2 protein-coding genes and 1 pseudogene are annotated in these 3,472 nt (G+C 68.3%); all 3 read left to right on the forward strand.

Annotated elements, in window-relative coordinates; all coding sequences use genetic code 11:
* Positions 1-1,887, forward strand: a 1,887-nt coding sequence (mrdA, locus tag GPA_RS10825; RefSeq protein ID WP_041239495.1) for a penicillin-binding protein 2, incomplete at its 5' end; no start/stop codon positions are given.
* Between the two features lie 14 nt (positions 1,888-1,901).
* Entirely contained in the window at positions 1,902-3,137 is a 1,236-nt protein-coding gene (rodA, locus tag GPA_RS10830) for a rod shape-determining protein RodA (protein WP_015539892.1), read from the forward strand.
* A pseudogene (locus GPA_RS10835) lies at positions 3,121-3,472 on the forward strand (hypothetical protein); the annotation flags it as partial. The gene rodA and the pseudogene GPA_RS10835, both read left to right, overlap by 17 nt.

A 3,472-nucleotide genomic window follows, 5' to 3' on the forward strand; every position in this document is an offset into this window, starting at 1 on the left:
GGGTCGCTTGGCGCGAAGCTCTGGAGCATGCAGGTGCTGGCCTCGGAGTCGTACTCCAGCGCGGCACAGAAGAACAAGTTCACCGTCGTGCCCACGCCCGCCCCGCGCGGCTACATCTACGACGCCGACGGCGTGGCCATCGTGAAGAACCGCTCGTCGCTCACCGTGCTGGCGGACGCCGAGGTGGCGAACGACCGCGACGTGGTGCAGCGCCTGTCCACCGTGCTGGGGGTACCGTACAACGTGGTGCGCCAGCGCATCCAGGACGCCACGAGCGGCGCGCAGAGCCAGCGCGTGGTGGCGAGCGACGTGCGCCTGCGCGACGTGGCCTTCATCTCGGAGCATGCCGACGCGTTCCCCGGCGTGGCCGTGCAGACGCGCACCGTGCGCGACTACCCCTTCGGCGCCCTTGCGGCGCACGCGGTGGGCTACACCGGGTCCGTGACGGCCGACGACCTGGCCGCCATCCCCGACGGGCGCGAGATCGAGCTGGGCGACACGGTGGGCCGCGCGGGCGTCGAGAGCGTCTACGACAACCTGCTGGCGGGGGACCACGGCCAGCGCACCGTCGTGGCCGACGCCGAGGGCAACGTGGTGGAGGTGGCGAGCGAGACGCAGCCCGAGCGCGGCAGCGACGTGTACCTGTGCGTGAAGGCCCCCGTGCAGTACGTGTGCGACCGCGCCCTCGCGGAGCTCATCGCCCCGAAGGACGGCGTCATCGGCACGGGCAAGGGCTGTGCGGGCGCCGTGGTGGTCATGGACGTGCGCGACGGCGGCATCGTGGCGCTGTCGAGCTACCCCACGTTCTCGCCGGAGACGTTCACGGGGGCCATATCGCAGGATACGTGGGACTTGTTCAACACCGACGAGTCGTACCATCCCATGCTCAATCGCGCCGTCTCGGGCACGTACCCCGCCGCGTCTACCTACAAGGCTTTTACCGGCCTCGCGGCGCTTGCCTACGGGTTCGCCGACACGAAGAGGACCTGGGATTGCGGAGGCTCGTGGGACGGCTTCGACACCGGCCAGCCGCAGATGTGCTGGAAGCACAGCGGGCACGGCGTGCTCGACTTCCGCGGGGGCGTCGTGAACTCGTGCGATGTCGTGTTCTACGACATCGGCAAGCAGTTCTTCCAGGCTGGCAGGAGCCAGGGCGGCTCCATCAGCGACACGGCCATGCAGGACGAGATCGCGAAGTACGGGTTTGGCAAGAAGACGGGCATCGACCTGGGCAGCATTGAAGAGGTGGGCCGCATACCCACGCCGGAATGGCGTGCGGAGCATTTCCGCGACTATCCCACTGAAGCGGTGTGGAAGGGCGGCTTCAACACGAACATGGCCATCGGGCAGGGCGACGTGCTCGTGACGCCCATCCAGGTGGCCGTGGCCTACGGCGCCATCGCCACCGGCAACCTCATGAAACCGCACCTGCTGAAGGAGGTGCGCAACTCTTCGGGCGGGGTGGTGAGGTCGTTCGAGCCCGAGGTCGTGGGAACGCCCGACGTGAAGCCGGAGAACCTGGCCGTCATGCGCGACGCCCTCAAGGGCGTGTCCACCGACAACGCCGAGCTCGTGGCGCTGTTCAACAAGTTCGGGCTCGATCCTGCCACCGTGGCCTGCAAGACGGGCACGGGCGAGGTTGCCGGCAAGGAGGACTACGCCTGGTTCGCCTGCTACGCGCCCTTCGACGACCCGAAGTACGTCGTGGCATGCGTGGTGGAGCAGGGCGGCGGCGGCTCGGCCGTCGGCGCGCCGCTCGGTATCGAGGTGCTGGCCGCCGCGCTCAACGCCGATGCGGGCGAGCTCACGGACGTGGGCGCCGTCGCGGGCTCCACGGGCAAGTCGCAGGAGCTGGCGACGTCCGGCTCGTCGGGACGAACGGACTAGGAAGGGAGGCAGCCATGGCCCAGCCGCCGCAGATAAACTCGGTGAGGACGCCCGACAAGGCCGTCGTCGACGCCACGCGCTCGCGCCGGTTCCCCTCGCTCAACCTGCCGCTCGTCGTGGTGGTGGCGCTGCTTGCGGGGTACGGCCTGGTGGTGGTGTACTCGGCCGTGTACGGCGACCCCGACTACAGCTTCCCGCGCCAGGCCGCCTTGGTGGCGGCGGGCGCCGTGGTCATGATCGTGCTCTGGCGCTTCGACTACCGGCGTCTGTCCGAGTTCACCACGCTGTTCCTCATCGTGAACGTGGTGCTCATCCTCTTGCCGCACATCCCGGGCCTCGGCACCGACGCGGGCATGGGCTCCCAGTCCTGGATCAAGCTGGGCCCGCTCCCGCAGGTCCAGCCCGGCGAGTTCGCGAAGATCACCGTCATCCTGCTGGACGCGAGCGTCATGGCGCGCTACGGCGGCCGGCTCGACGACGTGCGCGAGTACCTCAAGGCGCTCGGCATCATGCTCGTCCCGTTCGCGTGCATCATGACGCAGCCCGACCTGGGCACGGGCCTCGTGTACCTGTTCATCGGCGCCGTGGCGCTCGTGGTGGGCGGGGCGCGGCCGAAGTTCCTGCTCGTCACGCTGGCTGCCGGCATCGTGGCCGTGGCCTGCGTGTTCGCGCTCGACGAGGTGCTGGCCGTGCGCAACGCCGACGGCACGGTGGAGTACAAGCTGCTCAAGAACTACCAGCGCGCCCGCCTGCTCGTGTTCCTGGACCCCGACATGGACCCGACGGGCAACGGCTACAACCTGAAGCAGGCGCAGATAGCCATCGGGTCGGGCGGCCTGTTCGGCCAGGGCTACATGCAGGGGTCCCAGCATGCGCTGGGCATACTGCCCGAGGCGCCCACCGACTTCATCTTCTGCGTGCTGGCCGAGGAACTCGGGTTTTTCGGTGTAGTGGTGCTGCTGGGGCTGTACCTGGCGCTCGTTTTGGTAAGCTTCCGCATAGCCGGCTCGGCCGGCGATTTGTTCGGCCTGCTCATCGTTATGTGCGTGGTGGGCATGTGGCTGTTCCAGATACTTGAGAACATAGGCATGACCTGCGGGCTCATGCCTATCACGGGCATACCCCTGCCGTTCATGAGCTACGGTTCGACGGGCACGATAATGAACTTCATCATGCTGGGGCTCATTGGATCGGTGTGGGCCCATAACACTGCGACCGGGAAGAAGGGCAGCTATGCAGATACCCGTTGACGTGAAGGCCGTCATCGACGAGGCGACGAACATCGACGAGGCGCGGCAGACGCCGCTGTCGGTGAGCGTGTACATCGACGAGAGCGCCCCCGGCGACGTCGTCGCGCGGGTGCGCGGCGCGTTCGCCAGCGCGAGCCCGCATGCGCGGGTGTCGCTGATGTACCTGGACGGGCGCCCGTTCGCGCCGTATGCCGGCGACGACATGGCCGTCATCGTGGCAGGCCTCTCCGACCAGGTGGGAGCCTATGCCGACGAGCTGCGCGCCGCAGGCGTGCCCGTCATGGTGGCCACCACCATGCCCTCGCTCGTGGCCGAGATCGCCCAGTCGCAAGGCC

Origin of the sequence: Gordonibacter pamelaeae 7-10-1-b (genome assembly GCF_000210055.1) — a bacterium.
Lineage (GTDB): Bacteria > Actinomycetota > Coriobacteriia > Coriobacteriales > Eggerthellaceae > Gordonibacter > Gordonibacter pamelaeae.

Excerpts from the sequence above, each read along its gene's own strand:
- rodA (WP_015539892.1), top strand. The coding sequence starts at position 1,902 with ATGGCCCAGCCGCCGCAGATAAACTCGGTGAGGACGCCCGACAAGGCC.